This window comes from Desulfovibrio intestinivivus (assembly GCF_053570665.1).
Genome location: NZ_JBRBQT010000001.1, coordinates 1,766,604 through 1,792,167 on the forward strand (window position 1 = coordinate 1,766,604; position 25,564 = coordinate 1,792,167).

A 25,564-nucleotide genomic window follows, 5' to 3' on the forward strand; every position below is an offset into this window, starting at 1 on the left:
TTCGCGCTTGACGTGTGGGCGCTTGCGCGTCCGTTATTTGCTCAGGTATTTCTGCTGCAGTTCTTTCCAGTAGGGGTCGGCCATAAGCTTTTTATAGCCTTCGTTCACCAGCTTCTGCAGTTCCTTGTCGTCTTTGCGCATGGCAACGCCGAAATTGTCGGGTTCGCCGTGGGTGCCGGCCTTCTTGACGGCGCGGCCATTTTCAATGGCGTTGTTGGCGGGGAGTTCGTCCATCAGGGCAGCCTGGATGCGGCCATTGAGGAGGTCTTCAACCGCAAGGGGGGAAGATTCGTAAAAGCGCAGTTCAAAAGGATATTTCTTTTCTTCCTGCTCTTTTTTGATGTCGTTGGCTTCAGAGGTGCCGCGCTGCACGCCGAGCTGGATTTTTTTGCTCAGAATGTCGGCAGGGGTCAGCTTGGAATCGGCGGGCACAACAAACACGCGCGAAACCGTCCAGTAGGGGTTGGAGAACTGCACAACCTTGGCGCGCTCTCCGGTGATGCTCATGCCGGAGTCAACCATGTCGATCTGCTTGGCGAGCAGGGCGGGGATGATGCCGTCCCATGCCATGGGCTTGTGAACCACTTCAAATCCCATGGTCTTGGCTATCCAGTTCATGGAATCCACGTCAAAGCCCGCGGGCTTGCCAGTTTTTTCATCCATGTAGGCAAAGGGCGGATAGTCGGGGTCAATGCCGTTCACATAGGCCTTTTTGGCAAATGCGGGCACGGCGGCCAGTACGGCGGCCAGCAGGGCGCAGACGAGAAGCTTCTTCATGTTCAATTTCCCCCTCGGAAAGGACAGAACGGACATGCGCCGACACTGCCGCCTGGGGCGGCTGACGCGCATACCTGCGCGGTTGGAATTTTTTACCAACGCCGCGCGGCCACTGCAAAACAAGGTCTTTCTGTAACAGAAGGAGGACTGTGACGCAAGGGCGATAGCCCGCGTCACAGGGCCGCCGGGGCAGGGGCGGCCCGAAATGTACGAGCCGGTGTCGGCTTTGCCGACCCGAAAGCAAGAGCATTTCGTGAATATGTGTAAGCCGCAAGGGCGATAGCCCGCGTCACAGGGCCGCCGGGGCAGGGGCGGCCCGAAATGTACGAGCCGGTGTCGGCTTTGCCGACCCGCAAGCGAGAGCATTTCGTGAGTATGCGTAAGCCGCAAGGGCGATAGCCCGCGTCACAGGGCCGCCGGGGCAGGGGCGGCCCGAAATGTACGAGCCGGTGTCGGCTTTGCCGACCCGAAAGCGAGAGCATTTCGTGAATATGCGTAAGCCGCAAGGGCGATAGCCCGCGTCACAGGGCCGCCGGGGCAGGGGCGGCCCGAAATGTACGAGCCGGTGTCGGCTTTGCCGACCCGAAAGCGAGAGCATTTCGTGAATATGTGTAAGCCGCAAGGGCGATAGCCCGCGTCACAGGGCCGCCGGGGTCTGCCGGTATCGCATGGGGGGGATTATTGTGCTTTGCGAAGAAAGAGAATAACATTACATTGTTTGAGTATCTGTGTTTTCAGCAACAGCGCGGCTTGCCGCGCGTAAACGTGGTGCCGGTCCATCGGCACAGCGCCGCTCCTCATGAAACAATATCCCCTCTGGGTCAGGGCGCTTCTGGCTTGCGGGCTTTCCCCGCAAAAAACCCTGCTTTGTCTTGCTGATCTTTTCACCATCCTGGGCACGGCCCTGGTGGTTTTTCTTGTGCGCGCCGCTTTTGGCGACGTGGATTTTTCACAGTATCGCGGGGCATTGCCCTTGTTGATTATGGGGCCGGTGATGGCCGCCGGGCTCGGCCTTTATCAAAGCATAAGCCTGCCTCCGCACCGCGAACTCAAGGCCTTGTTTCAGCTCACAAGCCTCATGTACGGTATCATTCTGGCCGTGCTTTTCCTGTCAAAAGCAGGCGATACCTACTCCCGAATTGTCATTGCGGGCAGTTGGCTGGCCACGGTCTTTACGCTGCCGCTCATGCGCAGCTATTGCCGCCGCCTGTTTATGCGCCGCCGCTGGTGGGGCAGACCGTTGATAATTTTTGACAGCGGCAACGCCGGGCGTGACTTCTGGCGGTACCTCAAGCGCCGCCCCGAGCGCGGGCTGCGCCCGGTAGCCATATATTCTTTGCCCACCAATGAAGCCGCCGTGCGCAAACTCTTTGCGGAAACGTCGCAGGCCAAGCCAAAGGCGATGGCCATGATTCTGCAAAAGGCGGATCAGGGGCAGAGCCTTGACTATATTACCGAAGCCAGCCGTTATTTTGAGCGCATTCTTGTTGTGCCTTCGTTCAACGATGGCTTCCGCGCGCACTGGCTGACCCCGCGCGACCTTGGCACTGCCGTGGGCTTGCAGGTACGGCAAAACCTGCGCGACAAGCGCCGCCTGCGGGTCAAAAGGTTTATGGATGTGCTGCTCTGCGCCCTTGGTGGCGTGGTGCTGCTGCCCCTTGGCTTGCTGCTGGCTCTGGCTATTCGCCTAGACAGCAAGGGCCCCGTGTTTTATCGCCAGCGGCGTATTGGCAACGGGGGGCGCGAGATCAGGATTTTCAAGTTTCGCACTATGGTGGACAAGGCTGATATGGTGCTCAGGGAAGTGCTTGAGCACGATTCTGAATTGCGGGCGGAGTGGGAGAAAGACCACAAGCTCAAGCATGATCCGCGCATAACCCGCGTGGGCCGCATTTTGCGCAAGGTCAGCCTGGATGAACTGCCGCAGCTGCTCAACGTGGTCATTGGCGATATGAGCCTTGTGGGGCCGCGCCCCATTGTGCAGAACGAAGTTCAAAAGTACGGCCCTGTGTATGAGGAATACTGCATGGTGCGCCCCGGCATTACTGGGCTGTGGCAGATATCTGGCCGTAATAATACCACCTATGCCGAGCGCGTGGCCTTTGACCACTATTATATCAACAACTGGTCTGTCTGGATGGATTTGTGGATCTTGGCCAAGACGATTCCTGTGGTCATAACCGGGTATGGAGCATACTGATGGGAGAACGCGGCAACAGGCTTAACCGTTTGCTAGATCGTTATGCGGGCATACCTTTGGCGGCATGTAGCGCAGTCGCGCGCCTGGGCAAAAAATCTGTGCCCGATGCAGTGCCACAGCGTCTGGGCTTTATCTGTCTGGGGGCCATTGGCGATCTGCTGCTGCTTTCAGCGCTGATTACCGCCCTGCGCGAGCGGCTGCCCAACGTACATATTGCCCTGCTTGTGTCCCGCGCCAATGCCGCTACCGTCAACCTGATCCCTGGTATTGACCAGTTCGCGGCCTTTGCTGTGAGGGATGTTTCCGCAATGGCTGCATGGCTGCGTGAACAGCGTCTGGATGTGCTCATTGACAGCACGCAGTGGGCGCGGCTTGGCGCCATATTGAGCAATCTTTCCAACGCCCGAACCACAGTGGGCTTTGATACGGAAGGGCAGCAACGCGCCTTTGGCTATAGCCTCAAGGTACCCCACCGTAATGACAGGCATGAGGTGGAAAATTTCATGGAGCTGGGCCGCGCTCTGTACCCGGATCTTCAGGGTGCGCCACGCCTGCTTTTGCCGCAGTCGCCTCCGGATGATCTGCCCGCTGAACTTTGCGGCAGGCTGGAACCCACAGGCGAAATAGGCGATGCCTTGCCGCAGAGGGTTTATCTGCACATGTGGCCCTCAGGCTCCAATGCCTGGCTCAAGGAGTGGCCCGCCGACAGTTGGGATGCTCTGTCCCGACTGCTGGGCAGCAAGGGGTTTGAGGTCTACCTGACCGGTGCGCCAGCTGATGCCCCGCGTAATGACGCTTTTTTGCGGGCGCATCCTCAATGCCCTGCTATTTCGCTTGCGGGCAGAACATCACTTGCAGGCCTTGCCTGGCTGTTCAGCCGCGCCTCGGCTGTAGTCTCCGTGAACACAGGCACCATGCATCTGGCAGCCCTTGCAGGCGCACCCACAGTGGGGCTGCATGGGCCAACCAATCCCTTGCGCTGGGGGCCGGTGGGGCGTCATGTGCGCGCACTTTTGCCGCACAAGGGGCCATACGCCTACCTCAACCTGGGTTTTGAATATCCACGGCCCCACACCCCCTGTCTTGATTCGCTGCCAGTGGAGGATGTGGTGGATGCCCTGCACAGTCTTTCGCTCTTTTAGGCAACTAGCAGTAAAAAATTCTCCGTCGTGTGGTCTGCTTGTGGGCAGATGTCTTGCAACGGAGGGGAGAAATATTTAAGGGGAAGGGATCATTGATCCCTTCCCCTTAAATATTGCGGTCAGCGTTTGTGGAATTAGCTCTTGGGCCTGTCGCCGATGGCTGCGGTAATCTGCGCTTCTGCGGCAAGCTTGCCATCCACAAAGGCGCGGGCTTCCATTTTGCAGAGTTTGAGCTTCATGCGCAGGTTGCTGCATTCAAGGTCGAGCCTGTCGCCTGGGACCACCTGCCGACGGAACTTCACGCCGTCAAGCCCGGTAAAGAGAAAGAGCTTGTCGTCCAGGCTGTCCATGCCGGAAACGGCCAACAGGCCGCCAGTCTGAGCCAGAGCTTCCAGAATGAGCACGCCGGGCATGATGGGAGCACCGGGAAAATGCCCCTGAAAGAAAGGCTCGTTGAACGTAACATTTTTATAGGCCCGGATGTGCGAGCCTGCTACGCATTCCACGACCCTGTCCACCAGCAAAAAAGGGTAGCGGTGCGGCAGCAGACGCAAAATGCGCTGTATGTCCATGCCCGTATTCTGGGGGGCGGTTTCCTGCATGGGGGCCTCCTGATGAGTTGGTCTTATTCGCCTGTTGGCGGCATGAAAAAAGGCCTCTCGCCCCATCCGGGTTGAGAGGCCTGAGAATGAACGCCTGAGGGCTTTATTTCTTGCCGCTCTTGTCGTTGGCTTTTGCTTTGTAGATCTTGTTCACTTCGGCCAGCACGTCCTGGGTCAGATCCATGGACTGGTCGGCGTACAGCACGCCACCGGCGGTGACGTCCACCACAAAGTTAAAGCCCTTGGCGCGGGCAACTTCATAGGTGGCGCTGAAAACCAGGGTAACCATATCCTGGCGAAGCTTCACTTCTTCCTGCTCAACCTTGCGCAGGAAGTTGCGGGTCTTCTGATCCAGATCCTGCTTGGAGCGGATGAAGTCCAGCTTCTTTTCTTCGCTGGCCTTGGGGTTTTTCAGAGCATCGGCCTTTTTCTTCAGCGCTTCGCCCTGCTTTTCAAGTTCGTTACGTTCAGTGCCGAACTTGCTTTCCATTGTTGTTTTGGCGGCCTGGGCAGGGACGCTCTGCGTCGCCACGGTCTGCATGTCAACAACACCGATCTTGGCTGCGGGTACGGCGCCGCCGTCTGCAGCATAGACTTGCCCGGCAAGCAACAAGCCAACCGCAACAGCCGTCATCAAAACCTTGCGCATGAAAGTTCTCCTTCCCCAATGCTGATTTGTTATGTCGTCCTTGCGGAACTGGGATGACCCGCGCGCCGTAAGAGAAGATGCCTCTGCTGTTTGCAACTGTTCAATACACTTGGCAAAACAGCTATAATTGTCAGACGCGCCCAAAGGAACAGTCATTTGCTATGATACAGGCCGGGGACACGTAGTTGAAATTACTTGCCTCACATAGCACCAGCGCCTTCTTGCGTCAAGGAATTCTGGACAGTCCTGCGCTTAAGAAGCTTATCCTTGTATGCAAGAATGCCCTCGGCAAGCCCCTCGGCCAGGGTCATGCGGTATTTGGGCGTGAGAAGCCTTGCCGCTTCTTCCCTGTTGGTGCAGTAACCAATTTCCACAAGTACTGCTGGCATTTGTGCGCCAAGCAGAACAATAAATGGCGCAGATTTGATGCCATTATCCTTTGTATCATACTGGCGGCGCTTCAAACGGAACTGTGAAAGCCGCTGAATATCTTGCGCCAGATGGCGTGATTCGTCCACCCTTGCATTGAGCATGACATCGGCGAGCATTTTCTGCATATCGCCGAGACGGTGGTCGCCGTCAGCATTTTCAAGAGTGGCAAGCCGCGCCGCCTCAGGATTGCTTGCGATATCAAGGTAGTATGTTTCAAAACCCTGCACCGAAGGATCATCATTGGCATTGACGTGGATGGAAACAAACAGATCCGCCCCGGCAGCATTGGCCATGGTGGTGCGTTCACGTAGCGAGATATGCTTGTCGGCAGTGCGGCTGTAAACAACCTCCAGGCCATTGGCCTCAAGCAGCCGTCCCAGGGTCAGAGCCACGTCAAGGGATACGATGCGTTCCAGCACGCCGTTGTGATTGGTGCCTGGATCCCGCCCGCCGTGACCGGCATCAATAAATACCGTGCGTACCGTCAGGCCGAGCTGGCGGGCCATATCGCGCACCAGGCGCGGCGAAGGCGGCGTTGCGGGCTGGGTGCCGCTGGCATCGGCCACTGTTGCCTGATTTTCCGCTGCTGGCTGTGCATCGGCAAATCCGGCTTTTGCATTGCTGACCGGCGGCAACTGCGTGCTGCCGCCCGCCACCCGCAGGATGATGCGGCAGGGGTTGGTTTCTGTACGGGCATCAAAGCGGCGCGCATCCTGAAAATTGAACTGGAGCACGGTTTCGCCGCCCTTGCTGTCGCTGACGCTCATTCCCTTGAAAAGGCTGCCCCGGATATTCACGCCCTTGCGAATATCCTTTTCCACAGAGGCATTTTCCAGCGCGACATGCAGAGATGCCTGCTCAGCCTTATTCTTGCCTTTGGCGCTGCTTGTGTTCAACTTTGCCGTGTAACGGGCCGGGGCGCTCAGCTCAAGAACAATCTCCACGCTGTTTTTGCTCAGCGAATTCCAAGAAAGGGACTGAACCACCGGGCGGGCAACCTGCGTCGCAGCGCCTGCCTTGCTGGCAGTGGCAGCAGGTGCGCCTGTGAGGCGGTTGCGCAGGGTTTGCGCCTCCGCCACCATATCGCCGCCGGAGTAGAGGGCCATGATGGCGTCAAGCAGTTCCAGAGCTTCTGAGGTCTGGTTCAGACGGTCTGCCTCAATGGATGCGGCGCGGAACAGCGAGTCGTCAGCCAGGGCGCTCTTGGGAAATTCCTGCGCAACCTTGAGATAGAGGTCGCGCGCCTGTCGGTATTCATCTGCAAGATGCGAGCAGTCTGAAAGGGCCTCCTGGCTGGCAGCAGCGCGGAACAGCGCCCCGGGAGAAATGGCCCAGTCTTTACGGCTGGTATAGATGCGCAGAAAGTCAGTAGTCAGTTCTTCCCAGGGCTGACGCCAGCATGAACGGACCTTGTCGGCGCGCAGGGCATCCATTTTTGCCTTGGCCTCGCGGTAACGGGGCAAAAGCTCCGCTTGCGGCACAGGCTGCAAGGCTGAAGCCTTGGCAAGCTGGCCTGCTGCCGCATCTGCGCCGCCAGCAGTGGAAGATGCGGCAGTATTGGGCGTGGAGGCAGAAACTCCCTTTGCTGGGGCGGCCTCGTCCTTGGGTTCCTTGCCATCGGTGCTGGAAACCTGACGCGCCTCTGGGGCGGTGCGCCCGTTGGCAGCAGCCTGAAGCGTCTTTTCCAGGGCCAGGGCTTCCTGAATCATATCGCCCTTGGGGTACTGGGCTTTGATGCGCTCAAGCAGGGCCAGTGCCCCCTTGTCGTCTTTAAGCCACGCGGCGCGCAGCTTGGCAGCTCGAAACAGAGCGTCATCGGCAAGTCGGCTGTCGGCATGGCGCTGGGCGACAGCTTCATAGCACTCGATGGCCTTGCGGGCGTCAGCCTTGGCGAACGAGCGTCGGGCCAGCTCTTCCAGACTTTCCGCAGCGCGGAACAGGGCCGCAGGGCGGTTGGGCCAGCCCGGATCAGCATCATAGATGGCGCGGAACTCCGCAGCCAGATTTTCCCACGGTTCACGCTGGCCCGAACGCTTTTCGTCCTGCCGCAGGGTTTCAATATTCGCCTTGGCAAGATCGTAACGCTTGCCCGTTGGCGGCAAGGAAGTATAGCCGGAGTCGTAAAAGCAGACGACCATCAGGCACAGAGCAACCAGAAAAGCCAGAGGCGGAACAAGTCTGCGCATCTGGTTGTTGCCAGTTGGTTCGGAAGCCTTGGGCTGGGCTTTTTTTCCGGCCACGGTTTTTCCTTTTGCCATGATGGTGTCGGTAATTTGACTCTTAAAGTTTTGCCTGCGTTATTGATAGCATATTGTATGCCAGCGGCGCAAAGATGGCAAAATTCGCTTTTTGTCGGCTGATAAGCGTTGGCATGGGCATGAAAAAAGCAGCGCGCCGGATACACAGAAAACTGTGCCTCCGGCGCGCCGAATTTCTTTGCCGCAACAGCGGCAGAAGTGAGGGCTAGAAGAACTGGCCCATGCTGAATTCTATGCGACCGGATTCACGTTCCTTGTCGTAGTCCTGAACCAGCGGGATACCGTAGGCGATACGCAGATCGCCCATGGGTGAACGCCAGCGCAGTTCAAGGCCCGTGGAGCAGACGATGTACTTGTTGAGGTCGTTGCCCATGGTCTTGCTGTCGATGTTGTAACCAGTATCGAAGAAGGGAACCAGAGCAAGGCCAAGCTCCTTCTGGAAGGTCCAGATGTATTCAAAGTTGGCAACACCCATGCGGTCGCCGCCGATCTGGTCGCCGTTGTATTTGTAGTCGCGGGGCGAGAGGTCGGAGAAGGAGTAACCGCGAATGGTATCCATGCCGCCAACCCAGAAGCGTTCAAACACCGGGACGTTGGAATTGGTGTTCTGGTACACGCCGCCCAACCGGCCACGGACATGGATGGTGTTCTGCGGGTTGAAGGACCAGAAGCCCTGCCAGTCGGCCACAGTCTTGATAAAGTTGTCTGTGCCGCCGAGGCCGCCGCCGCCGTATTCAGCCCACAGGCGCGCAATGGTACCCTTGGTGGGACGTTCCTTGGAGTCCGTAGTGTCGCGCAGGATGCGGCCAGAAACGGCGCTTGTCCAGTTGGTGCCCTTGTAGTCGCGAATGTACGGAGAGGCGTTATCGTCCACATCGTAAAGAACATAGCGTTCCAGACGATAACCGCCGCCTACGCTGGTGTATTCACCAATGGGGTACGACAGGCGAATGGTGTCGCCGATGGTGTCCTTGGTAAAGTTGTCCCAGTAATCGTGCGTGTAATACAGGTCGTTGCCAACGGAGAGATCGGTATCGTACAGGCGCGGGTTGGTGAAGGACAGCACGCCCGACGTACGGCGCCAGGAGAAGAAGCCCTGCAGCTGCAACCAGTAGCCGCGGCCAAAGAGGTTGCGTTCCATGATGGAGGCGGTGACGCCCACGCTGTAGTAGCTGGAGTAGCCCACACCGCCCATGATGGCGCCGGTATTGGTTTCCTTGACCTTGACCTTGAGGTCAACTTCGTCTTCGTTTTCCGTGGGGATCAGTTCCATATCCACGGCAGAGAAGAAGTGCAGACGGTTCAGGCGCTCGTTGGAGCGGCGCAGCTTGGCGCCTTCGTACATGTCGCCGTCACCCAGGCGCATTTCGCGCAGAATGACGTTGTCGCGGGTTTTGGTATTGCCCTCGACAGACAGACGGCGGATGAAGACCTTCTGTTTTTTGTTGATCACATAGCCCACGTCCACCTGGTCGCTGCCGTCATCGGCCTTGACGACCTTGGTGTCCACTTCGGCGAAAGCATATCCGTAATCGGAATAGTAGTCGGTCAGGCGTTTGGAGTCTTCCTGCATGACCGTGAGGGAGAAGTACTTGTCGGACTTTTTCCAGTCGTCCATCTGCACGACTTCAAGCATCTTGTCTTCACTGTCGATAACATCGCCCGCAAAGACCACGTCGCGCACGGTGTAGCGGGGGCCTTCGTGCACGTTGAATGTGATGTAGATGCCGTCATCGCGGTATTCAACGGTGGGCGCAGCCACCTGAATGTCCACGTAGCCTTCGTTAAGGCCAAAGGCGGCAATGGCGTTGGTGTCGCGCTCCAGGTATTCGTCCTTGAGCACGCCGGTACCCGTCAGCCACGAGAACATGCCGCGCGTCTTGAGGGCCATGTATTTGTCAAGATCGCCGCGATTGAGCTTGTTAAGGCCTTCAATCTTGACGTCCCTGATATAAAGCTTGTTGCCTTCGGTAACGCTGATTACCAGCACTGCGCCTCGACCACCCTGACGGTCGTCAAGACGGTAGGTGACCTTGGCAAGGTAAAAGCCTTCCTTGTGGTACAGCTCGCTGATTTTCTGAAGGTCGTCCGAAAGCACCTGTTCGTTGAGAACACTGCCGCTCTTGGTGCCCATGGCTGCCAGCACGTCGTCCTTGCTGACTTTGTCCGAACCATCAACAACGATGTTGTCGATGCGCGGCTTTTCAACCACGGTGAACACAAGCACGTTGCCTTCAAGTGTGGCCTGCACATCGCTGAAGTAGCCCATATCCCATATGCGCTTCACTTCTTCGTTGATGGCCGTGGCGTCCGGGTTGTCGCCCTTGCGGATGGTGAGGCGCATGAGCACGGTATCGGGGTCAAGCACCTTCATGCCGCGTACCTGCACATCGGCAATACCGCCGTGGGCAGAGGTGGGGGCATTCATGGGAACAAGGGTGGCCGGCGCATCGCTCTTTTTGGGCGCTGCCTCGGCGGCGGTGGCGGGATTTGCAATTTCTGCCGCGCGTTTGGCCAGCACAGCGGCGCATTCGTTCAGCGAGGTCAGCGAGTTGCGCTCAAATCCGGCGGGGACGGCTTCGCCCTCATAGACAGGCACAATGCGCGTGTCCATGGAAAAACCTTGACCAAGCTGGTTGAACTTGCCGTAAATAACCATGCGCGCTCCAGCCTTGCGGCCGAGTTCGCGCGCGGTGGCAAGGTCAATGGATTCGCCGCTGTTGCGCTGTAAAACGCGGGCGGTTTCCATGGGAACAGTGCGCATGCCGTTCTGCTTGAGCTGATCGGCAATCGCCTGCGGCACATCCTGCGAGGCGTTGGGCATTTCAGGCCCGGCGTTCACCTGGAAGGGCAGAACAAGCACAAGGGCCCCTTCTGCCGCTACGGCTCCACCTGGAAGCGCCAGGGTGGCGCAGGCCAGCACGGCAAGGCACAGGGCTTTGCACAGTACGTTATCCAAAAATCTTTTCATACAAGGTCCCCGCTTTCAGTTCCAGGGTTCTGCCCATGCCTGCGGCCAGCTCTCGGTTGTGCGTTACAACTACGAGGGTCATGCCCAATTCACGGTTGAGTTCGTTCATGAGAGCACCCACCTGCGCTCCCGTAACTTCATCCAGATTGCCGGTGGGCTCGTCAGCCAACAGAACGCGCGGTCGCATAAAAACCGCACGCGCAATGGCCACCCGCTGGCGTTCGCCGCCCGAGAGAGTGGCGATCTTGCTTTCCATACGCGCCGATAGCCCCACGCGATCAAGCATTTCACGCGCACGGCTCATAACGGCGCTTTGTTTAGCACCGCCGATAATTGCCGGCATTGCCACATTTTCGAGGGCTGAGAATTCCGGCAGCAGATGATGAAATTGAAAAACGAAGCCCAGAGTCTTGTTGCGAAAGGCAGCTTTCTGGTCAGCGCTCATGAGCGCCATGTTGCGCCCTTCAAAACATATCTCGCCCGTACTTGGAGTATCAAGTGCACCCATAAGATGCAAGAGGGTACTCTTTCCGGAACCGGACTGTCCAACTATGGCGAGCATCTCGCCTTCTTCCACAACCAGGTTAATATCCTTGATAATCTCGGTCTCTTCACCAGGTGTGGCAAATTTTTTGCCCACGTTTGAAAAAGTATAGAGTGCTGACATGGCTATTCGTAGCGCAGGGCTTCTGCCGGTTGCAGGCGTGATGCCTGCCGTGCCGGGTAAAGGGTGGCCAGAAAGCACAGCAGCATGGCGCTTGCGCCAATGATGAGTACATCGGAGAGGGTGATGATAATGGGCAGGTGATCGAGGGTATAGACGTTTTCAGGCAACTTGATGAACTGGTAGCGCTTGAGCAGCCAGCCGAGCGAAAGCCCAAACGCATAGCCAAGCAATGTGCCGACAACCCCGATGATTGTTCCCTGAAACATGAAAATACGCCGTATCATGCCGCTTGTGGCACCCATGGACATCATAATGGCGATGTCGCGGGTTTTTTCCATAACCAGCATGACCAGTGTTGTTACAATGGAGAAAGAACCGATAAGCACCACCATTGCCAACAGAATGAACATGCCGATTTTTTCCAGCTTGAGCGCTGCAAAAAGGTTGGCGTTCATTTCCATCCACGAGCGCACGTAGAAGGGCGAGCCAAGCTCGGTTGAAACCTCGGCTGCGGTTTTGTCCGCCTTGTATACATCGGCCACGGTCAGTTCCACGCCCGAAAGATAATTTTCCGGCAGGCCCAGCACATCGCGCGCCGCGTTGAGCGTAACAAAACCCAGCGAGGAGTCGTATTCAAACATGCCTGTCTTGAAAATGCCTACCACTTCAAAGGGACGCACACGCGGCGCATAGCCCGAGGTGGTTTTTTGCCCTGAGGGAGAAAGCAGGTTCACGCGGCTGCCCATGCCAAGCCCAAGGCGCTTGGCCAGTTCCTCGCCAATAATAAGCCCTGGCGCGCCTTCGCGCTCAAGATCGGCGGCAGAACCAACGCGCATCTGGCGCAGCATGGAAAGCACCGCAGGGGCCGACTGCGGGTCAATGCCCCGCAAGACCACGCCCTTGACGCCGCCGCCAGCGGAAAGCATGACTTCCGTGTAAATAAAGGGGGTTGCCCCGGTCACGCCCTTGACGGAACGCACCCGATCCAGAAGGTCGGTGCGGTTCTCAAAGGCCGAGGGGATATAGGACATGACAATGGCGTGGGCATTGGCCCCAAGGATCTTGTCCCGCATGTCGGTGGTGAGGCCGTTGTACACGCCAAGCACCACCACCAGCGCACCAACGCCGATAGCCACGCCCAGAATGGACATGATCGATATGATGTAGATGAATGTCTGCTTTCGCCTCGAAAAGAGGTAGCGCAGGGCAACGAATAGTTCAAATGACATTTGCGGCATATTGTCCCACCTTGCCCGGATATTCAAGAGTTATTTTAGACCTGGGACATTGCGTTGCCGCAAGGCAAGCCAATAGCGTCAAGGATTGCTGCTGGCAGGCAATGGCAAGAGGTGCGGGCGCTCTCTTGCCGGGCCACTGGCGGGGCAGGAGCGCGGCGCAGATTCCGGGCGGCAGATTGGCGTGTCTGTTCAGTTCTGCCAGAACGCTGACAGCTCTTGGGGTTTTTTGTCTGCTGCTAGTTTCTCTGCCTGTCGTGATTTTGAATTTTAGCCATTATGGCGGGAAAACTATCAGGCAAAAGCCCCCGGCTGGCTGACAAACCAGACCGGGGACCCTCTTTTCATTCTTGCCCTCAAGGACAAGACAGATCATCCACAAGTTTTATTATTCCGGGTTTTAGCCCCGTTTCATAGCCTCAATAAGTTCGCTCAGCCTGCGCGCCTGCTGGGCAAGGTCGGCCACGGCCTTTGTGGCCTCGCCCATCGCCTGCGAAGTCTGGCCGGACATGGCGTTGACCTGCACGATGGACTGGTTGATTTCTTCACTGGCGGCGGATTGTTCCTCACTGGCGGTTGCAATGGCGCTTACCTGATCGGCAGTGGCCTCCACATTGCTCACAATATCCCGCAGGGCGGCACCCGACTGGTTGGCAAATTCGGTGGCCGTGTTTACTTCCATCAGGGCCTTGTCCATGGCGGCCACGCTCTGCGAAGCGCTCTGCTGGATGGCAGATATCGCATTGCCCACATCATTGGTGGAGGCCATGGTTTTTTCCGCCAGCTTGCGCACTTCATCGGCCACAACCGCAAATCCGCGTCCGGCATCGCCAGCGCGGGCAGCTTCAATGGCGGCGTTGAGGGCCAGCAGGTTGGTCTGGTCGGCAATGTCCGAGATCACGTTCATGATCTGGGTAATTGCCTGGGCATGCTGGTTCAGCTTGGTCATGTCGTCCTTGAGCGCCAGCGAAACCTTTTGCACCTGCCCGATGCTTTGGAGGGCGTTTTCCACAATATTTGCGCCGCTTTCTGCATTGGTGCGCGTTTCGGCAGAAACTGCCGAGGCCGAGGAGGCGTTGCGGGCCACTTCCTGCACGGTCACATTCATCTGATTCATGGCCGTTGCGGCCTCGCTGAGGCGCTGGGCCGACTGCGCGGCTATCTGGTCCGACTGCTCAATCTGCCCGGAAAGCTGGCTTGAGGCAGAAGAAATAATGGCGACCACTTCTTCCAGTTGCCCAGCGGCAGCCAACATGCCTTCCCGCTTGGCATTCTCTGCCCTTTGGGCCGCTTCTTCAGCGCGCGAGGTAGCAAGCCTGGCTTCTTCAGTTGCCTGCTGAGCGTCTCTGGCTTTTTGCTCGCTTTCTTGCAGCAGTGTTTGGATATTGCCAACCATGTGTTCCATGCCCGATGCCAGCGTGCTGAATTCATCACGGCGTTTTTCTGCGGCAAAGAGCATGGCTTTTTCTGCGGGGGTTGTTTCAAGGCGGCCCTCAGCAACGGATTCCGCAATGCCGGAAATGCCCCTGAGCAGTCGCGCGATGGCGCGCGCCGCAAAGAAGATGATCAGCCCAACCACAAGGGCGCTAGCAAAAGTCAGCATCATGGAGTTGCCCAGCATTATCCGCATGGGTGTGTAGATTTCGTCTCTGTCCACTTCCAGGCAAAGAACCCAGCCGACTTCCGGCATGGCCCGGTAAAAGACAGACTTGTTGCTGCCGTCTTCGCCCGTAAATCTTACCAACCCCTCTGGGTTTTTCAGCATCTCCGCAACATGAGGTTTTTTGCTGTCATCGCGCCCAAAGGCCTTGAGGTCGCGGTTCAGCATCATCATGCCCTTGGTGTCATAGGCATAGATGCCGCCCTTGGTGCCAAAATCTATCTGGCTTGTGGTGGTGCGGGCGAGATTTTCGTTGTCAACGCCTGCCCACACGAGGCCTTCGGGCTTGCCATCGCGCATGATGGGGAGGCCAATGATTGTTGCAACCTTGCCTGTGGTTTTGCTGATCACGCCAGTAATGGTTTTTTTGCCTTGCATGGCGCGCTGGTAGTAAGAGCGGTCAGTAAAGCTTACTCCTACGGATTTGCTGGGATGTTTTTCGCCTGCCAGATGATGGGCAATGGCTATGCCGTCCCTTCCGGCAACACCGCAAAATTCAAAGTTGGAATTGAGGGTCACAAATGTATTGAGTGCGGCATCTGCATCGTTGAACAGCGTGCGCGTCATGACTTCAGGCATTTTATCGTTGACAGCATCAAGATATAAAATAACCCGGTTGTCGGCGGCAACCATGGCGAGTGACTCTTCCATCACCTTCAGCATGGCGTGCAGGCCGATGCTTTGGCAGCGCAACAGCGACCTTGCATCGTTGATAATCTGCTCGCGCAAGTTGCTTTCAGAAATTTTATAGCTCACACCAGCAACCAGCAGCAGCCCTGCAATTGCCGGAGTAAGAATGGACAGGAGCATCTTGCTCAGCAGCCCCATTTTCATAAGAACCTCCTTGCCCAAACCACAATAAATGTATGCGCCATGCGCGAAAACATGCCCAATGGGCTTGGTTTGCACTTTTTATGAGTATAACTATCGACCAGTGGCGACAATAGTATATGCTTTTGATTCAAAAATGTTTTTTGGCAGGTAATTTTTTATGACAGCCTGAATTTGTACATGGTTAAGACTGCTGAACAACAAAAAAGCGCCACCAAAGAGGCGGCGCTTTGTGGAACGAGCGTATCAATATTTTTTAAAGGCGATCAATAAGGTAGCATGCTACCGTTGTTACACTTCGGGGCGCAGCAAGGGGAAGAGAATAACTTCGCGGATTGAGGCGCAGTCGGTAAGCAGCATGACCAGACGGTCAATGCCTACGCCCTGGCCCGCAGCCGGGGGCATGCCGTATTCGAGGGCGCGCAGGTAATCCTGATCCATGCTGTGGGCTTCGTCATCGCCCGCTTCGCGCTCGCGCACCTGATCTTCAAAGCGCAGGCGCTGATCCACGGGGTCATTGAGCTCGGAAAATGCGTTGGATAGCTCACGCCCGGTGATGAACAGCTCAAAGCGGTCCGTCAGTTCCGGATGCTCGTCATTGCGGCGCGAAAGCGGCGAGATTTCCGTTGGGTAATGATAGATGAAGTGGGGCTGGGTGAGCTTGCCTTCCACATCAAGATCAAAAAGTTTGGCATGCAGCTTTTGCAGGCTTTCACTGTCGGCGGCCTTTTCACCACGCGAGCGGATGTATGCCTTGACCTTGCCGTAATCGTTGTAGAATTCCGGCGAATGCCCGCCCACCTGGGTGAGCGAATCGTAGAAGCTGAGGCGCGTCCACTTGCCGGGCGTGAGGTCGATCATTTCGCCCTGATAGGGTACCACGGTGGTGCCGCAGGCAGTCATGGCAAGGTGGGCAATAAGCTGTTCAGTAAAGTCCATGAGGTCTTCAAACGTGGCATAGGCCCAGTAGAATTCGCACATGGTGAATTCCGGGTTATGGCGCGTATCTATACCTTCGTTGCGGAAGTTGCGGTTCAGTTCAAAGACCTTTTCAAATCCGCCCACCAGCAGCCGCTTGAGGTACAGTTCGGGCGCAATGCGCAAAAACAGGGGCAGATCAAGGGCATTGTGGTGCGTTTTGAAAGGCTTGGCCGCAGCGCCGCCAGCCAGCGGCTGCATCATGGGAGTTTCCACTTCCATAAATCCGTGGTCTTCCATAAAGCGGCGGAATTCGCGCACAATCAGGCTGCGTTTAAAGAAAATTTCGCGCGCGCGGGGCGTGACGATAAGGTCAACATAGCGCTGGCGGTAGCGCGTTTCCATGTCTGTGAGGCCGTGATATTTTTCCGGCAGGGGACGCATGGAGCGCGTGATGAGCTTGATCTTGCGGCAGGCAATGGTGAGTTCGCCCGTCTTGGTGCGGAACAGGTGGCCGGAAACGCCCACGATGTCGCCCACGTCGAGCTTTTTGACCACTGTGTAGTTTGCTTCATCCATGTGTTCGCGCGAGGCGTAACACTGGATGCGACCACTCTGATCCATGATATGGAAGAAGGCCACCTTGCCGAACGAGCGCAGGGAAACTATGCGGCCCGCAATGGCAAACACGTCTTCCTGACTGTCCAGGGAGTCGCCTTCAAGAGCGCCGAATTTGTCCAGCACCCAGGCGACGTCGTGTTCCTTGCGGAAGTCGTTGGGGAAAAGCGGAACGCCCGCATCCAAAAGGTCGCACGATTTGACAACTCTGTTTTTGACGACTTCGTTGAGGCCTTCGCGCGCGGCGAAACTTTCCAGCATGGGCATAAAATAGCCCGCATGCTGCGACTTGGTACCCAGCTTGATAGCCGGCTTGCTGTTTTTCTTTTCCCGAGTATCCACGTAACGACTCCTGAATGGCCCATACCTGAAAGGAGCGTTACGGTATGCCATTCACGCTTGGGCGTCAAGATTGTGAGGAGTGTGTCTGCAACTTGATGTAAAATCGTGGTTTGTTGGATGCTCATACTGTTGATGCGACTCTGGCGCAACAGGAAACATCAATGCATGCGGCGGCTTATAGCCGCGCCAGTCGGGGCTTTGCGCCCCCTTGAAGTTTTGACCTGTTTACGTATATAAAACCCTTTTACACGATACAACCGCCGTCAGATTCAAGCTGGCGGCTTTTTCAAGGAAAGCGTCATGCAAAAATTTACAGCCTCCTTTCTGGGGCGCGACTGCCCCGGCGTGGTGGCCAACGTCAGCCGCATTCTCGAAGACAGCGGCTGCAACATCGAAGAAGTGACCCAGACCATCCTTTCCGGCGAATTTGCGGCTATCTTTGTTGTTGCTGCGCCGGAAAAAAACGCGGAAACCCTGCGCTCCAAGCTGAGCGCCGGGCTGGAATCCGCCAAGGTTGATCTCTCCGTCCTCGTGCGGCCCGCAATCAAGGGGCAGTGGGGCACAGACCTGCACTGCGAACCCTTTGTGGTCACTGCCGACGGGCCGGACAAGCCCGGTCTTATCGCCGCCATGAGTCGCGTGTTTGCCCAGCACGGTGTGAACATTGAAAGCCTCAAGGCCATTCTGGGCGAGGGCGGCAACAACCATGCGCTTTTTGTGTTTGAGGTCATGGTGCCTGACAGCGTTGACATGGGCCGCCTGCGCCGTGAGCTTGACTGCGAAGGGCAGAAACGCGATCTGCGCGTCAGTGCCCAGCACAGGGATATTTTTGAGGCCGTGCATCGGGTGAATTCTTTTTAGGATATGTCGCCACTCTGGCTCTTTTGCCCCTGCCTGCGTCTGAAAACCTTTTATTCCGGTTGAGTGCCGTAACGTACACTCCCTTCATAAAAAGGCTTCCTTCCTTGGCAGGGAACAAGACTTCTCATAGTGGCAACAGGCCCGAGGCTAATTTCAACATAAATTGCCCTTGCGACTGTGTGAGCGGACGCCCACCACTGCGTAACGCTCTGTTTCAGAAACGATGCACATTCCCCTGAACGCCCGGTTTTGCGCGTCAGGGCAAAACCGCCTTCCGGGCGGGGCCGCCATATGGCAGGCCGACAGCCCGAACATACAGGAAGACCTCCATGCTTTCAGAACGCGAAGTTATAAGCACTCTGAACATGCTCCGCAACGAGCATCTTGACGTGCGCACAGTCACCCTTGGCGTGAGCCTGTTTGACTGCGTCAGTCACGACCTTGATCTTTTTACCGCCAACGTTAAGGCCAAGTTGCACCGCTACGCCTCGCAGCTCGTGAGCGTGTGCAACGAAGTGGGCGACAAATACGGCATCCCCGTGGTGAACAAACGCATCAGCGTGAGCCCCATTGCCGTGGTGGGCGCGCCTTTTGGCCCCGATGGCATGGTGCGCGTGTGCAAGGCCCTCGACGAGGCCGCCAAGGAAGCGGGCGTTGATTTTCTGGGCGGTTTTTCTGCCCTGGTGGAAAAGGGTTTTGCCAAGGGCGACCGCGCCCTGATTGAAGCGCTGCCCCAGGCCCTGGCCGAAACAGACCGCATCTGCTCATCCATCAACGTGGCTTCGTCACGTAGCGGTATCAATATGGATGCTGTGGCCCTTATGGGGCAGCAGATCCTCAAGGTGGCCGAAGCCACCGCCGAGCGCGGCGGCATTGGCTGCGCCAAGCTGGTGGTTTTTGCCAACATTCCGCAGGATGTTCCTTTCATGGCTGGCGCTTACCTTGGCGTGGGCGAGCCTGACGTTGTCATCAACGTGGGTGTTTCCGGCCCCGGCGTGGTCAAAAAGGCTCTGGATCGCGCCCGTGAAGCCGGGCACAACGGCAAGGGCGGCCGCCTTACCCTGCTGGATATGGCCGAAGTCATCAAGCGCACGGCCTACAAGGTGACGCGCGTGGGCGAAATGATCGGTACCGAAGTAGCTACCCGTCTGGGTCTGCCCTTTGGCGTGGCCGACCTTTCCCTGGCTCCCACGCCTGCGGTGGGCGACTCTGTGGGCGAAATTTTCCAGAGCATGGGCCTTTCGAGCATTGGCGCGCCTGGCACCACTGCCGTGCTGGCCATGCTCAACGATGCGGTGAAAAAGGGCGGAGCGTTCGCTTCTTCGTCCGTGGGCGGCCTGTCCGGCGCGTTTATCCCCGTGTCGGAAGATTCCAGCATCGAGGCTGCGGCCACCTCCGGCCTGCTCAGCCTTGAAAAGCTGGAAGCCATGACCAGCGTGTGCTCTGTGGGCCTGGACATGATCGCCATTCCCGGCGCCACGCCCGCTTCGACCATTTCCGGCATCATTGCCGACGAAATGGCCATCGGCGTCATCAACACCAAGACCACGGCGGTGCGCCTTATTCCCGTGCCCGGCAAGGGCGTTGGCGAAGAAGTGTCTTTTGGCGGTCTGCTCGGCAAGGCTGCCATCATTCCCGTGCCCAAGGGCGATGCTACAGACTTTATCGGCCTTGGCGGTCGCATCCCTGCGCCGATTCACAGCCTCAAAAACTAGGCTGGTTAAGCGTTAGCTGTTTTAAAAGCGGACATAATTCCTTTACGGCGTGGAATCTTTGAGATTCCGCGCCGTTTTTTATGGTTCATAGCCACGATAAAGGCATCCATTACATTTTTCTATTTGCGCCAGTACGTTGGCTTGCTGTATGTTCAGATACAGAAACCTTGTCCAGGACGAAATAATGCCCCAGTATTTTATCTACGGTCAAAAAGAAACCGACTTCCTTTCGCGCAAAGACAAACGCCTGGCCGCTGCAATTGAACGCATAGGCCCCATACAGCGGGAGGTGCGGCCAGACCTGTTTGACGCGCTCATGCATTCCATAGTCGGGCAGCAGATTGCCACCAAGGCGCAGCAGACCGTGTGGGCGCGGCTTGTGCTTGCCCTTGGCGAAGTGACGCCTGAAACCATTGACGGCGCAGAGACTGCCGAGTTGCAGGGAGTGGGGCTTTCCTTCCGCAAGGTTGGCTATATGAAGGCCGCCGCGCGCAAAGTGCTGCTGGGAGAACTGGACGTGGAGGCCCTGCGGCTCATGGACGATGCCAGCCTTTGCACCACCCTTTGCGCGATGGACGGGGTTGGCGTGTGGACTGCGGAAATGCTCATGCTGTTTTCACTCCAGCGGCCTGATGTGCTCAGTTTTGGCGACCTTGCCATCCTGCGGGGCCTACGCATGCTGCATAGGCACCGGGAAGTCAGCCGCGACCGCTTTGAAGTCTATCGTCGGCGCTACAGCCCTTATGGTTCGGCTGCAAGCCTGTATCTGTGGGCCATAGCGGGTGGGGCTTTGCCTGACCTATCCGATCCGGCTGCTTCCAGACGCTGATAACTTTGATCATCATTATCCGGCAGTAGGGCTCGCCGCAGTTTAGCGGTGTTCTGCCATGCTGCGCTTAACACAAATCGTTGTTGTTATCTGGTATCAGATGTCTACGGCTTTCCTTCCTAAATGGGATTGATATGCAATAGGCCAAAATAACAGTGTAAAAAACCCTAGCTCGTTTGTAGTAATTTCTTGTGAAAATAAGTATAATTGATATATTGAACGTCACGCTTTGTCCGATAAGCTCACTAGAATACGCCAGCCTTAAGGGATTTTAGGGGTAGTTTGATTTTTCACATGGTAATTAGCCTTTCGGTCATTCAGTGCGTAGACGCGACGCAAAAGGGGTAATGATGAAACTCGGATTACTTGCGAAAATGGGAATTTCCATCCTCACGCCTGCAATAGTGGGGCTGATGCTTGTGGCAGGGGTTTGCTACAAGATGTCAGAAGAAATCCTGAGAGAGCAGATCGCCACAGATATGAGCGCCTTGCTTGAATGCCAGAGCATCGGGCTTGACGCTGTGTTCTCGGGGATAGAACAGGGCCTGCAAACTATGACCGAGAACCAGCGCATCAAGGATCAGGTGGAGGCCTACTCCCGCAACAAATCGGATGCCTTTGAGGGTTCCCTGTTCACGCGGGCAGACCAGGCGCTTGATTCTTTTGTGACAAATAACGATATGGTTTCTTCCGCTGCCATTATTGCCATGGACGGCACCGTGCTTGGGTACCGCGTCGATAAGCAGCAGGGGAAGAACAAGTTTGTCGGCGCCAATTTTTCTGACAAGGAATACTTTGTAAAGAGCAAGAATGGCCAACCCAGTGTTGTCGGCATGGTAGATGCCGCCACTGGCGAGGTCTACACCGTGCTCGCCATGCCGCTCAAGCTGGACGGGAAAAACATGGCTGTGCTGGCTGCGGGCATAGACAATAAAATTCTGGGCAAAAATACCACGGATAAGATCAAGATCGGCCAGAAGGGCATGGTCTACGTATATGATCTTCAGGGGCGCGTAGCACTGCACCCTGATGGAAAGGTCATTGGGCGCAACGACAGCAAGATTGCCCATGTGGCGGCCCTGTTGCAGCAAAAAGAAGGCCGCACCCGATTTGACATTGGCAATGGCGAAAAGGGCTTGTACTACAAGCCGCTACCGCATGAAGGCTGGATTTTGTGCGTGGAATTTGACCGTGGAGAAATCTTCAAACCCACCAGCGACCTGCTGACCAACGCCAGCCTGCTTACTCTGGCCTGTGCGCTGATAGTAGGAACCATGATCTTTTTCTCGGCCCGGGGCATTGTGCGCATGGTGGGCGGCATTTCTAGCGTGGCCGAAGCCGTTGCTGGTGGCCGCCTTGAAACCAACGACAAGGAACGCGCCCTGTTTGACGTTGCTGAAAAGCGCGGTGATGAGTTCAGTACGCTTGCGGCGGGCATGCGGCGCATGGTGCAAAGCATCAGGCACCTTTTGAGCGAAAGTGAACACAAAACACAGGCCGCGCAGCACGCTACGGAAGAGGCGGAAAAAGCCACAGCCAGAGCCGAAGAAGCTGCACGTCAGGCCGAGAGCGCCAAGCGTGAGGGCATGCTGACGGCAGCGGGGCAACTGGAAGAAGTGGTGAGCGTTATTTCCGCCGCTTCCACAGAGCTTTCCGCGCAGATCGAACAGTCGGACAGGAGCGCCGTGGAATCCGCCCAGCGTCTGGCCGAGGCCGCCACTGCCATGAATGAAATGAACGCCACTGTGCAGGAAGTTGCCCGTAATGCGTCCGCTGCTTCGGCGGTGTCTGCGGAAACGCGGGCCAATGCCGAAAGCGGTGCGAATATTGTGGAAAACGCCTTGCAGAGCATTGGGCAGGTGCACAAGGTTTCGCTGGCGCTCAAGGGCGACATGACCACGCTGAACCAGCATGCCCAGGCCATCACCCAGATCATGAACGTGATCTCTGACATCGCCGACCAGACCAACCTGCTGGCGCTCAATGCCGCCATTGAGGCCGCCCGTGCGGGCGAGGCCGGGCGCGGTTTTGCCGTGGTGGCCGATGAAGTGCGCAAACTGGCGGAAAAAACCATGGCCTCCACCAATGACGTGGGCAATGCCATTTCTGCCATCCAGGGCAGCGCAGGACAGAGCGTTGCCGCTATGGACAAGGCGCTGGCAGAGGTGGAAAAGGCCACCGAGCTTGCAAAGCAGTCTGGCGAAGCCTTGCAGGGGATTGTAACCAAGGTCGAGGAATCGGCAGATCAGGTGAGCGCCATCGCGACGGCAAGCGAGCAGCAGTCCGCCACCAGCGACGAGATCAACCAGTCCATTGTCAGCGTCAACGAAATGTCCAGCCAGACGGCCCAGGCCATGGGTGAGGCTTCCCGGGCCGTGAGCGAGCTTGCCCGGCAGGCCGATCGCATGAGTGAACTTATCAGCGAGATGAAGCGCGGCTAGTTCTGCATTTCTCTCAATGGCAAACAGCCTCGGAATATCTCATTCCGGGGCTGTTTGCATTGAACTGTATGGCCCTGGTTTGTTAATGCATGCTCGGAGCCAGAAAATACTGCCATACCAGGGTAAGCAGCAAGAGGCTAAGCGAAATGGTCAAAAAGCGGCGCACAGCCGCAGGCCCCACGCGAATAGCCATGCGGCTTCCCATCCAGTTGCCGAGGCAGCAGGCTGCGGCCATGGGCAGGGCCAGACTCCACACCACCACGCCGTTGATGATGAAAACCACGGCTCCGGCAAAGTTCGAGGCAAGGTTGAGCACCTTGGAGGTGGCGGAGGCTTCCATCAGGCCCATGCGCAGAATCCAGTGAAAGGCGAGGATAAGAAAGCTCCCGGTGCCGGGGCCGAAAAATCCGTCATAGCCGCCCATAACAAGGCACACAAAGGCCACGGGAATCCAGAAGCGGGGGCCTGAGTGCGGCAGGGGTGTTTGCTTGCGTTCTTTTTTGGGCAACAGGGTTGCGCACATGCCTATGGGCAGCAAGGCCACCAGCACCTTGCCAAGAACAGCCGCGTCCAGCAGCAGGGCAAGGCGTGACCCGGCCCACGAGCCAACCAGTGAAAAAGCGATGCCCGCCAAGGCTACCCGCCACAATACCAGATTACTGCGGGCAAAGTTGCCAAGGGCAACCGTGGTGCCAAGGCAGGCGCTGACCTTGTTGATGCCCAGGGACTGGTGCGGCGGTACACCGGAAAGCAGCAGGGCGGGCATGGTGATAAGCCCTCCGCCGCCAGCGATGGAATCAATAAACCCGCCCCCGAATGCCGCGGCTATGCCAATGACGTATGTAGCAAGACTGAAATCCAACACGCTGCCTACCATTCCTTAAAGATAACCCATGCTGCCAGCACAATAAGCGCAAAACCCACAAGGTGGTTCCAGCGCAACGGCTCGTGCAGCCAAAAAGCGGAAAAACCCATGAAAACAGTCAGGGAGATGACTTCTTGAATGGTTTTCAGTTCTGCCGCTGAAAAATAGCCGTATCCGATCCTGTTGGCAGGTACTTGCAAAACATATTCAAAAAAGGCGATGCCCCAGCTTGTAATGATAACCAGCGGCAGTGCGGTGCTTCTGTAACGCAGATGCCCGTACCATGCAAAGGTCATGAAAAGATTGGAACAGAACAGCAGGCCCACGGTGCTGACGGGAATTGGTATCTGCATGGAAGATCCATCGGGCGGTCGCAAGAGCAAATGCCTGGCAGGCCGGAAGAAGTTGAACAGAGCGTAAATCTCATATCTGCTGCAACATGGCTCGTCAACAGCCTGCACCGGAGCTTGGGGCCATCGCCGCCTGCCTTGTTTGCGCGGGCAGCGCCGAAAGGCTATGTTAGGCGTGCGGCGGGGTTTGCGCCGCGCAAGCAATGGAGGAACACTGTATGGCAGCACGCTCACCGCGCGCTAAGGATGCTGAAAACGCAAGTTTTTTGAATACGGGGATGCCATCCGCTTCTGGAGGTGCGCATGCTCACGCCGCAGCGGAAGCTTCGCCTGACAGGGTGACATGGGCGCTGTTCTGGAAAGCGGCCTTGCTTGTGACCGTTATCTGGGCCGCATCGGCTGTGTTGCTCTACTGGTCAGTGGAAGATTTCAGCAAATCCGGAACCTTTGGCGATTCCTTCGGAGTGCTTAACACGTTGTTTTCAGGGCTCGCATTTGCGGGCATCATTGTTTCCATAAAAATGCAGAACGATGAAATGCGCGAGCAGCGCAAGGAGCTGCAAAAGCAGAAAAAGGCTGCGCAGATATACCACCGGGAGCGCATGTTCCTGCTGCTCATGGACGAATTTAAAAAATCGCGCGAGCGCCGTTTCAGCGTAGCAGACGTGCGGCTGGTGGTGCGCGAATGTTTGAACGATGTAACCGCCTTAAACGCCCGCAGCGCCGAGGCTGGCGCGGCCCTTGTGCGCGAGGTGGAAGGCGTGCTTGCGGGCGCGCATGCGGAGACACCCATGTTGCAGGTTTTTGGCCGCCGGGTCTTCCGGCACGAACAGTGCGAGGTGTTTATCAAGACCTTCCGGCAAGCGGCAGAAAGCGCCAGAAAGATTGATCCGGCCAACAAGACGGAATACTATGATATTGTCTGCAACAGCATGTCTGATGCAGAGGAGGCCCTGCTTTTCATGTGCGCTGTGGCGCGCGATGGAGCACTGGTTCTCGGCGATCCGCAGATTATGAAGCTGCGGGAAAGCTACGATGAAATCCGGGCGAAAATCTGAACAGAGGCAATTGCCGCTGCCCACAGTAAATCGCAGGCGGAGTGAGCCGTCCACACACAAAAACCCCTGACATACATCAGGGGTTTTTCCGGCGCTCCGTGCCGCCGTGCCCGATCCGAAGAACGGATCAATAGCGGCAGCGG

General features: G+C 56.9%; 18 protein-coding genes. 7 read left to right on the forward strand and 11 right to left on the reverse strand.

Annotated features, from left to right (window positions below):
- Window positions 1-33: 33 nt before the first annotated feature.
- Entirely contained in the window at window positions 34-777 is a 744-nt protein-coding gene (locus tag ACUZ9P_RS07635; RefSeq protein ID WP_298995758.1) for an ABC transporter substrate-binding protein, read from the reverse strand.
- 799 nt (window positions 778-1,576) lie between these two features.
- On the opposite strand from ACUZ9P_RS07635, the gene wbaP reads away from it, so the two are divergent.
- Both wbaP and ACUZ9P_RS07645 read left to right on the forward strand, forming a co-directional pair.
- Window positions 1,577-2,977, forward strand: coding sequence for an undecaprenyl-phosphate galactose phosphotransferase WbaP (gene wbaP / locus ACUZ9P_RS07640; RefSeq protein ID WP_449249258.1), 1,401 nt, complete (start codon window positions 1,577-1,579; stop codon window positions 2,975-2,977).
- Window positions 2,977-4,119 carry a glycosyltransferase family 9 protein gene (locus tag ACUZ9P_RS07645; RefSeq protein ID WP_449249259.1) on the forward strand — a complete coding sequence of 381 codons (1,143 nt, stop codon included), beginning with the start codon at window positions 2,977-2,979 and terminating at the stop codon, window positions 4,117-4,119. The genes wbaP and ACUZ9P_RS07645 overlap by 1 nt, the downstream gene beginning before the upstream one ends.
- Window positions 4,120-4,253: 134 nt before the next feature.
- Here ACUZ9P_RS07645 and fabZ read toward each other — a convergent pair whose 3' ends face one another.
- The 8 genes from fabZ to lysS form a co-directional block, all read right to left on the reverse strand.
- The gene (gene fabZ, locus ACUZ9P_RS07650) at window positions 4,254-4,721 is read right to left on the reverse strand and encodes a 3-hydroxyacyl-ACP dehydratase FabZ (protein WP_240823926.1); all 468 of its coding nucleotides are present in this window, start codon (window positions 4,719-4,721) and stop codon (window positions 4,254-4,256) included.
- 103 nt (window positions 4,722-4,824) lie between these two features.
- Window positions 4,825-5,370 carry an OmpH family outer membrane protein gene (locus tag ACUZ9P_RS07655; protein WP_298995766.1) on the reverse strand — a complete coding sequence of 182 codons (546 nt, stop codon included), beginning with the start codon at window positions 5,368-5,370 and terminating at the stop codon, window positions 4,825-4,827.
- A gap of 200 nt (window positions 5,371-5,570) precedes the next feature.
- Complete coding sequence (locus ACUZ9P_RS07660; protein ID WP_449249260.1) at window positions 5,571-8,042, reverse strand: N-acetylmuramoyl-L-alanine amidase; 2,472 nt, start codon at window positions 8,040-8,042, stop codon at window positions 5,571-5,573.
- A 223-nt stretch (window positions 8,043-8,265) separates the two neighbouring features.
- Complete coding sequence (gene bamA / locus ACUZ9P_RS07665) at window positions 8,266-11,031, reverse strand: outer membrane protein assembly factor BamA (RefSeq protein WP_449249261.1); 2,766 nt, start codon at window positions 11,029-11,031, stop codon at window positions 8,266-8,268.
- A complete protein-coding gene (locus ACUZ9P_RS07670) occupies window positions 11,012-11,698 on the reverse strand; it encodes an ABC transporter ATP-binding protein (RefSeq protein ID WP_298995772.1) in 687 nt (228 codons plus the stop codon). The genes bamA and ACUZ9P_RS07670 overlap by 20 nt, the downstream gene beginning before the upstream one ends.
- A 2-nt stretch (window positions 11,699-11,700) precedes the next feature.
- Window positions 11,701-12,927, reverse strand: a complete 1,227-nt coding sequence (locus ACUZ9P_RS07675; RefSeq protein ID WP_027180681.1) for a lipoprotein-releasing ABC transporter permease subunit — start codon at window positions 12,925-12,927, stop codon at window positions 11,701-11,703.
- 406 nt (window positions 12,928-13,333) lie between these two features.
- Complete coding sequence (locus tag ACUZ9P_RS07680; RefSeq protein ID WP_449249262.1) at window positions 13,334-15,427, reverse strand: methyl-accepting chemotaxis protein; 2,094 nt, start codon at window positions 15,425-15,427, stop codon at window positions 13,334-13,336.
- Between the two features lie 288 nt (window positions 15,428-15,715).
- Window positions 15,716-17,221 (reverse strand): lysine--tRNA ligase, encoded by a 1,506-nt coding sequence (lysS, locus tag ACUZ9P_RS07685; protein ID WP_449250247.1) that lies wholly within the window; start codon window positions 17,219-17,221, stop codon window positions 15,716-15,718.
- Window positions 17,222-17,602: 381 nt separating this feature from the next.
- On the opposite strand from lysS, the gene ACUZ9P_RS07690 reads away from it, so the two are divergent.
- The 4 genes from ACUZ9P_RS07690 (at window position 17,603) to ACUZ9P_RS07705 (ending at window position 23,148) form a co-directional block, all read left to right on the forward strand.
- On the forward strand, window positions 17,603-18,163 hold the full coding sequence (locus ACUZ9P_RS07690) for a glycine cleavage system protein R (RefSeq protein ID WP_298995776.1): 561 nt from the start codon (window positions 17,603-17,605) through the stop codon (window positions 18,161-18,163).
- A 329-nt stretch (window positions 18,164-18,492) separates the two neighbouring features.
- Window positions 18,493-19,878 (forward strand): PFL family protein, encoded by a 1,386-nt coding sequence (locus ACUZ9P_RS07695; RefSeq protein WP_298995778.1) that lies wholly within the window; start codon window positions 18,493-18,495, stop codon window positions 19,876-19,878.
- 184 nt (window positions 19,879-20,062) lie between these two features.
- On the forward strand, window positions 20,063-20,707 hold the full coding sequence (locus tag ACUZ9P_RS07700; protein ID WP_449249263.1) for a DNA-3-methyladenine glycosylase family protein: 645 nt from the start codon (window positions 20,063-20,065) through the stop codon (window positions 20,705-20,707).
- A 350-nt stretch (window positions 20,708-21,057) separates the two neighbouring features.
- Complete coding sequence (locus tag ACUZ9P_RS07705) at window positions 21,058-23,148, forward strand: methyl-accepting chemotaxis protein (RefSeq protein WP_449249264.1); 2,091 nt, start codon at window positions 21,058-21,060, stop codon at window positions 23,146-23,148.
- Window positions 23,149-23,230: 82 nt separating this feature from the next.
- Here ACUZ9P_RS07705 and ACUZ9P_RS07710 read toward each other — a convergent pair whose 3' ends face one another.
- Complete coding sequence (locus ACUZ9P_RS07710; protein ID WP_298995785.1) at window positions 23,231-24,013, reverse strand: sulfite exporter TauE/SafE family protein; 783 nt, start codon at window positions 24,011-24,013, stop codon at window positions 23,231-23,233.
- A gap of 5 nt (window positions 24,014-24,018) precedes the next feature.
- A complete protein-coding gene (locus tag ACUZ9P_RS07715; protein ID WP_449249265.1) occupies window positions 24,019-24,366 on the reverse strand; it encodes a DMT family protein in 348 nt (115 codons plus the stop codon).
- A 215-nt stretch (window positions 24,367-24,581) separates the two neighbouring features.
- Here ACUZ9P_RS07715 and ACUZ9P_RS07720 point away from each other — a divergent pair, with 215 nt between their 5' ends.
- Window positions 24,582-25,421 (forward strand): hypothetical protein, encoded by an 840-nt coding sequence (locus ACUZ9P_RS07720; RefSeq protein ID WP_449249266.1) that lies wholly within the window; start codon window positions 24,582-24,584, stop codon window positions 25,419-25,421.
- Window positions 25,422-25,564: the final 143 nt, after the last annotated feature.

What these genes read in the sequence shown, in the direction of transcription:
- ACUZ9P_RS07645 (WP_449249259.1), top strand. Translation starts at nt 2,977, where the DNA reads ATGGGAGAACGCGGCAACAGGCTTAACCGTTTGCTAGATCGTTATGCG.
- lysS (WP_449250247.1), bottom strand. Translation starts at nt 17,221, where the DNA reads ATGCTGGAAAGTTTCGCCGCGCGCGAAGGCCTCAACGAAGTCGTCAAA.
- ACUZ9P_RS07655 (WP_298995766.1), bottom strand. Translation starts at nt 5,370, where the DNA reads ATGCGCAAGGTTTTGATGACGGCTGTTGCGGTTGGCTTGTTGCTTGCC.
- wbaP (WP_449249258.1), top strand. Translation starts at nt 1,577, where the DNA reads ATGAAACAATATCCCCTCTGGGTCAGGGCGCTTCTGGCTTGCGGGCTT.
- ACUZ9P_RS07695 (WP_298995778.1), top strand. Translation starts at nt 18,493, where the DNA reads ATGCTTTCAGAACGCGAAGTTATAAGCACTCTGAACATGCTCCGCAAC.
- ACUZ9P_RS07675 (WP_027180681.1), bottom strand. Translation starts at nt 12,927, where the DNA reads ATGTCATTTGAACTATTCGTTGCCCTGCGCTACCTCTTTTCGAGGCGA.
- ACUZ9P_RS07715 (WP_449249265.1), bottom strand. Translation starts at nt 24,366, where the DNA reads ATGCAGATACCAATTCCCGTCAGCACCGTGGGCCTGCTGTTCTGTTCC.
- ACUZ9P_RS07700 (WP_449249263.1), top strand. Translation starts at nt 20,063, where the DNA reads ATGCCCCAGTATTTTATCTACGGTCAAAAAGAAACCGACTTCCTTTCG.
- ACUZ9P_RS07720 (WP_449249266.1), top strand. Translation starts at nt 24,582, where the DNA reads ATGGCAGCACGCTCACCGCGCGCTAAGGATGCTGAAAACGCAAGTTTT.
- bamA (WP_449249261.1), bottom strand. Translation starts at nt 11,031, where the DNA reads ATGAAAAGATTTTTGGATAACGTACTGTGCAAAGCCCTGTGCCTTGCC.
- ACUZ9P_RS07635 (WP_298995758.1), bottom strand. Translation starts at nt 777, where the DNA reads ATGAAGAAGCTTCTCGTCTGCGCCCTGCTGGCCGCCGTACTGGCCGCC.
- ACUZ9P_RS07670 (WP_298995772.1), bottom strand. Translation starts at nt 11,698, where the DNA reads ATGTCAGCACTCTATACTTTTTCAAACGTGGGCAAAAAATTTGCCACA.
- ACUZ9P_RS07705 (WP_449249264.1), top strand. Translation starts at nt 21,058, where the DNA reads ATGAAACTCGGATTACTTGCGAAAATGGGAATTTCCATCCTCACGCCT.
- ACUZ9P_RS07680 (WP_449249262.1), bottom strand. Translation starts at nt 15,427, where the DNA reads ATGAAAATGGGGCTGCTGAGCAAGATGCTCCTGTCCATTCTTACTCCG.
- fabZ (WP_240823926.1), bottom strand. Translation starts at nt 4,721, where the DNA reads ATGCAGGAAACCGCCCCCCAGAATACGGGCATGGACATACAGCGCATT.
- ACUZ9P_RS07690 (WP_298995776.1), top strand. Translation starts at nt 17,603, where the DNA reads ATGCAAAAATTTACAGCCTCCTTTCTGGGGCGCGACTGCCCCGGCGTG.